This window comes from Candidatus Eisenbacteria bacterium, from assembly GCA_013140805.1.
In the GTDB taxonomy this organism is placed as follows: Bacteria; Eisenbacteria; RBG-16-71-46; order RBG-16-71-46; family RBG-16-71-46; genus JABFRW01.
Genome location: JABFRW010000009.1, coordinates 1 through 5,029, shown reverse-complemented (window position 1 = coordinate 5,029; position 5,029 = coordinate 1). Strand labels below are relative to the sequence as shown.

Here is a 5,029-nt window from a genome sequence, read left to right as displayed (position 1 = left end):
CTTGATCGCCTTCGTCGCAGGCTTCGACTTCGAAGCACCTGCGCGCGCGTGCTTCGCGGTCGGGGTCTTGCCGGCGCTCTTCGCGCTCGCCGGCCGGCTCTTCGCGGTCTTGCGGGCTGTGGCCATCTTCGCCTCCATCTCGATCCGGGTCACGAGCGCGCGGTTCAGTCCGCGCAATCGGGTCTTGCGTGCTGTGTTCCCGCTGCGCGGCGGCGGGTCCGCCGCCGCCGCGCCTGCGGTTCGAAACTCATCCGACGGCTTCGTCGAGCCGCCGCACCACCTCGGTTACCAGACGCGTCAAGTGCGGAGCGACCCGCCCCGCGACTTCCAGGATCTTCGGAATGCTCGCCGGCTCGAGGTGATCGGGCAGGCACGCATCGGTCACGACGTTGAACGCGAGCACTCGCTGCCCGCCATGGACTGCCACCAGGTTTTCAGGCACCAGCGACATGCCCACGATGTCCGCGCCGATCCAGCGCAGGAATCGGTACTCCGCCGCGGTCTCGAGGTTCGGCCCGTGAACGGCCACGAACACGCCGCGCTGCAGCGAGAGCTTGAGGTCGAGCGCCACGCGTTCCGCCAGAACCAGCAGCGCGCGCGAGTAGGGCTCGCTCATGTCGGGAAAGCGCGGCCCGAGCGCATCGTCGTTGGGACCGATCAGCGGGCTGTCTCCCATCAGATTGATGTGGTCGGTAGTCACCACCAGCGATCCCGCCGGCATGTTCGGATTCATGCCGCCGACTGCGTTGGTCACGATCAGGGTCTGGCAGCCGAGCGCCTTGAGCACCCGCACCGGGAAGGCGACCTGGCGCATGGTGTAGCCCTCGTAGAAGTGCGCGCGACCCTTCATGACGGCGACCGTGCGCCCCGCGAGCGTACCCACGTGCAGCTCGCCGGCGTGGCTCTCGACCGTCGAAACCGGGAAGTGCGGAATCTCGCGATAGGGCACCACCGTGACGCTCGCGAGCGCATCCGCGAAGTCGCCGAGACCGGTGCCGAGGATGATGCCGACGCTCGGAGTGATCGAGACGCGCTTGCGCACCGCCGCGGCCGCCTCCTCGATCTGCTGCATCAGTTCACTCGCCATCGGCGTCCCCCGCGAGGGCCGCGTCGATGCGGCCGCGCACCGTGACGTCGTCGAGACCCTCGATCTTCACCTGCTTCATGCGCGACGTGGCGCCACGCACCACCGCGACCGCTCCACTCGCGAGCCCCAGCCGCGTGGCGAGCAATGCCTCGATCGCGCGATTCGCGCGTCCGTCTTCGGGCGCCGCGCTCACGCGCAGCTTGAGCGAGCCGTCGGCCAGCCAGCCGACCAGCCCCTCGCGTCGCGCGCCGGGCTGCACTCGCACCGCGAGCCGGGTCGAGAGCGCCACGATCACCGCATCCTCACGGCGATGTCACTGAGCGAACGGACCAGGAACTGCTGAATCAGCAGGATGCCGAGCATGGCGAGAAACGGTGCGAAGTCGATTCCCGACAGACTGGTCGGGAACATGCGGCGGATCGGCGCACATACCACGTCGGAGACGCGGTCGAGGAAGCGGACGATCGGGTTGTCCGGATCGGGGCGCACCCATGACAGCAGCGCGTTCACCACCAGGATCACCATCAGCCCGTTGAGCACGATGTTCAGCACCGCGGCGACAGCGTCCAGCAGGTTGCCGATCACGAACATCCGCGTTCCTCCACTGCGACTCGCTCAGCCGCTGTTCGCCGCGCCGTCGATTCGACGGCCGCCGAACAGCGCGGTTCCGATCCGCACCATCGTGGCGCCCTCTTCGATCGCCACTTCGAAATCTCCGCTCATTCCCATCGAGAGCTGCGGCAGCGCGATACCGAGCCGCTCCTCACTGCGATCCCGCAACTCGCGCAACCTCACGAAGTCGCGCCGAGCATCCTCGGCGCGCTCGACCGGACGCGCGAGCGTCATCAGCCCGTCGAGCGCGAGCGCCGGCCAGCCGGCCGCCTGCTCGAGCACCGATTCCAACTCGGCGGGCGCGACGCCGTGCTTGCCCGCCTCACCGCTCACGTTCACTTCGATCAGCACTGCAATGCGCCGGCCGGCCGCTTCGGCGCGAGTCGCGATCGCACGCGCGAGTTCCAGGTCGTCGACGCCGTGCAGCCGATCGAATACCGCGAGCGCCCTGCCGATCTTGTTGCGCTGCAGGGGCCCGATGAGGTGCCACTGAATTCCAACGCGCCCCAGCAATTCGAACTTCGCCAGCGCCTCCTGAACCCGGTTCTCTCCGAGGTCGCCAAGCCCGGCGGCGAGCGCCTCGGAGAGCTGCTCGGGAGCGACCTGCTTGCTGGCGCCGATCAACGTCACAGCGCTCGCAGGTCGGCCCGAACGAGCCGCGGAGGCCGCGATGCGCGCGCGGATCTCAGCCAGACGTTCCCGGATTTCAGAGCCACTGCCGTTCACGAAGCCGGCCAGAGTAGTCGCGGCTGCCGCGAGCCCGCAAGTGAAAGATTCGTGCAGTCCCGGCGGGCCCGGGTGCAAATCACGACGGCCAGCCGTGCGGGCTGGCCGTCGTGAAGTGGTGGAGGCGGCGGGAATCGAACCCGCGTCCGAAAGTTCTTCCCCAGCGAGATACTACAGGCGTGTCCGGCCGTTTAGTTCTCGTGTGCCTCCGCTCCGACCGGCGGGATCGTCAGCACACCAGCTCGATTGGATCTCGTCCGCCACCCCCGAGCGAGAGCTTTGGACCAGCCCGCGATTTTCTGACGCTCGTTTCGGCCCCCACGGGCGGGGTCCGGACGACCGTCGCTGCTAGTTAGGCAGCGAGAGCCATCTGCTCGTTGGCAGATGAATGTTCCCGCTTTTTTGACGAGGTTACGGGTCCCCGGCCTGCACTCTCTGGTTCTAAACCCCCGTCGAGACCTGTCGCCCCCGTTGAGTTTCCGATCGCCGGCTCGACGCGCCGATCGAAGGAGTTCGAATCAAAATGGAATGTCGTCGTCCGGGCCTCCGCCGAAATCGTTCGCCATCGAATCATCGGCCGGGACCGTCGATCCCATTTCATCGCCGCGATCCGCACCGCCGGCACCGGCACCGGCTCCCGGGCGTCCACCCACGAAGCGAATGTCGCTGGCGATGATCTCGGTGTTCTGGCGCTTCTGGCCCTGCTGATCCTGCCACTGGCGCGTGCGAAGCGACCCTTCGACGAACACTTCGCGGCCCTTTGTGAGGTACTGCCGGGCCAGCTCAGCTTTCTTATCGAAGAGCACGACGGTGTGCCACTCGGTGGCGTCCTGCCACCCACCGTTGCCATCGCGTCTTCGCTCGTTGGTCGCAATACGGAGATTGGCGATCGCCATTCCGCCTGCCGTGTGGCGGACCTCCGGATCGCGTCCCAGTCGACCGAGCAACATGACCTTGTTCACACTCATGAGCTACTCCTTGCGCGGGGGCCTCCGTGCGGAGGCATGGTGTCATTTCGAGTGCTCAGCATAGGGGCAACACGGGCCGCTGCAAAGGCCGTGCGATTGACTGCGATGGTCCGCTCCCCTACTCTGCCGCCCGCCAAGTCGCATGGGTTCGCCGGGGCGTGGCGCAGCCCGGTAGCGCACCTGCTTTGGGAGCAGGGTGTCGGAGGTTCAAATCCTCTCGCCCCGACCATATCCCGGCGCGACACGCGTCGCAGGCTCATGGTCCCGAGTGCCGGTCGAGACCCTGCGCCTGTAGCTCAGAAGGATAGAGCAGCGGATTTCTAATCCGCCGGTCGGGGGTTCGATTCCCTCCAGGCGCGCCATTCGCGCCGTGCCCCAGCATTCGCGGTGGATGTAGCTCAGTCGGCAGAGCATCGGGTTGTGGTCCCGAGGGTCGCGGGTTCGAGCCCCGTCATCCACCCCATTTCCACTTCGCGGCCGTCGGTCAGGACGATCGTGGTCGCAGAGGTTCGGGCCGAAACCCGGATCGCAAGGACGGGATCCATGTCTCGACGCGCCAAAATCGTCTGCACGCTCGGCCCGGCAACCGGAACCCCCGAACGGGTCCGAGCGCTGGTGGAAGCCGGCATGGACGTTGCGCGGCTCAACTTCTCGCACGCGGACCACGAAACGCACCGCAGCATGTATCACGCCGTGCGTGCGGCCAGTGACGCGACCAGTCACGCCGTCGGAGTACTCGCCGACCTGCAGGGTCCCAAGATCCGACTCGGCATGTTCGAAGGTGGAAGCGCGACGCTCGAGCCCGACGCCGAGTTCCGCATCACCACCGAACGCGTTCTCGGCACCGCGCGGCGCGCTTCGACCGACTACGCCTCGCTCGCGAGCGAAGTGAAGCCGGGCGACACGGTGCTGATCGACGACGGCCGCGTACACCTCGAAGTCCTCAAGACCGACGGCCGAGAACTCACCTGCCGCGTGATCCACGGCGGAGTGGTCAGCAATCACAAGGGACTCAACCTGCCGGGTGCCGATCTGCGCGTGGAAGCCCTGGGCGAGAAGGACCTCGCCGATCTCGAATTCGCGCTCACGCTGCGCGTCGACATGGTCGCGCTGTCGTTCGTGCGGCGCCCCGAGGACGTGCTGCGCGTGCGGCAGATCCTCGAGCGCCATGGCGCCCAGCTTCCGGTGATCGCGAAGATCGAGAAGCCGGAGGCGGTGGCCCGGATCGAGGAGATCCTCGACACGTTCGACGGCGTGATGGTCGCGCGCGGGGACCTCGGCGTCGAGAGCCCGCTCGAACGCGTTCCACTGGTGCAGAAGGAAATCATTCGACTCGCGCGCGCCAAGGCCAAACCGGTGATCGTCGCGACCCAGATGCTCGAGTCCATGATCGAGAACTCCACCCCGACTCGCGCCGAAGCCACCGACGTGGTCAACGCCGTGCTCGACGGCGCCGATGCCGTGATGCTGTCGGGCGAGACCAGCGTCGGTGCACATCCGCTCGAAGTGGTGCGGGTGATGAACCGGCTCATCATGGCGGCCGAATCGAACGGCGGCCCGGTCATCGAGCTGCGGCGCGGCCGCTCGGTCACCGCGCAGGAAGCCGTCTCGCGCGCCGCAGCTCGATGACCGGGCC

The 5,029-nt window shown here is 67.2% G+C and carries 6 protein-coding genes, 3 tRNA genes and 1 other RNA gene; 4 read left to right on the top strand and 6 right to left on the bottom strand.

Translation table 11 applies throughout. From position 1 onward, the window contains the following. Positions 1–247 precede the first annotated feature (247 nt). From HOP12_00945 to ssb, 6 genes are all read right to left on the bottom strand, one after another. Positions 248–1,087: a purine-nucleoside phosphorylase gene (locus HOP12_00945; GenBank protein ID NOT32714.1), complete on the bottom strand. Its 840-nt coding sequence runs from the start codon at positions 1,085–1,087 to the stop codon at positions 248–250. Beyond that, a complete protein-coding gene (locus tag HOP12_00940; protein NOT32713.1) occupies positions 1,077–1,376 on the bottom strand; it encodes a DUF167 domain-containing protein in 300 nt (99 codons plus the stop codon). Before HOP12_00940 ends, HOP12_00945 begins: the two co-directional genes overlap by 11 nt. 2 nt (positions 1,377–1,378) lie before the next feature. Further along, positions 1,379–1,678, bottom strand: coding sequence for a YggT family protein (locus HOP12_00935; protein NOT32712.1), 300 nt, complete (start codon positions 1,676–1,678; stop codon positions 1,379–1,381). 24 nt (positions 1,679–1,702) lie between these two features. Further along, positions 1,703–2,425, bottom strand: coding sequence for a YggS family pyridoxal phosphate-dependent enzyme (locus HOP12_00930; protein NOT32711.1), 723 nt, complete (start codon positions 2,423–2,425; stop codon positions 1,703–1,705). 116 nt (positions 2,426–2,541) lie between these two features. Next, positions 2,542–2,895: a transfer-messenger RNA gene (gene ssrA / locus HOP12_00925) on the bottom strand. 48 nt (positions 2,896–2,943) lie between these two features. Next, a complete protein-coding gene (gene ssb / locus HOP12_00920; protein NOT32710.1) occupies positions 2,944–3,393 on the bottom strand; it encodes a single-stranded DNA-binding protein in 450 nt (149 codons plus the stop codon). Between the two features lie 152 nt (positions 3,394–3,545). Between ssb and HOP12_00915 the strand changes: the two genes are divergently transcribed. From HOP12_00915 to pyk, 4 genes are all read left to right on the top strand, one after another. After that, positions 3,546–3,622 (top strand) — tRNA-Pro (locus tag HOP12_00915). Between the two features lie 56 nt (positions 3,623–3,678). Continuing rightward, positions 3,679–3,755 (top strand) — tRNA-Arg (locus HOP12_00910). Between the two features lie 25 nt (positions 3,756–3,780). Next, positions 3,781–3,856, top strand: a tRNA-His gene (locus tag HOP12_00905). Between the two features lie 80 nt (positions 3,857–3,936). Continuing rightward, on the top strand, positions 3,937–5,022 hold the full coding sequence (gene pyk / locus HOP12_00900; protein NOT32709.1) for a pyruvate kinase: 1,086 nt from the start codon (positions 3,937–3,939) through the stop codon (positions 5,020–5,022). Positions 5,023–5,029: the final 7 nt, after the last annotated feature.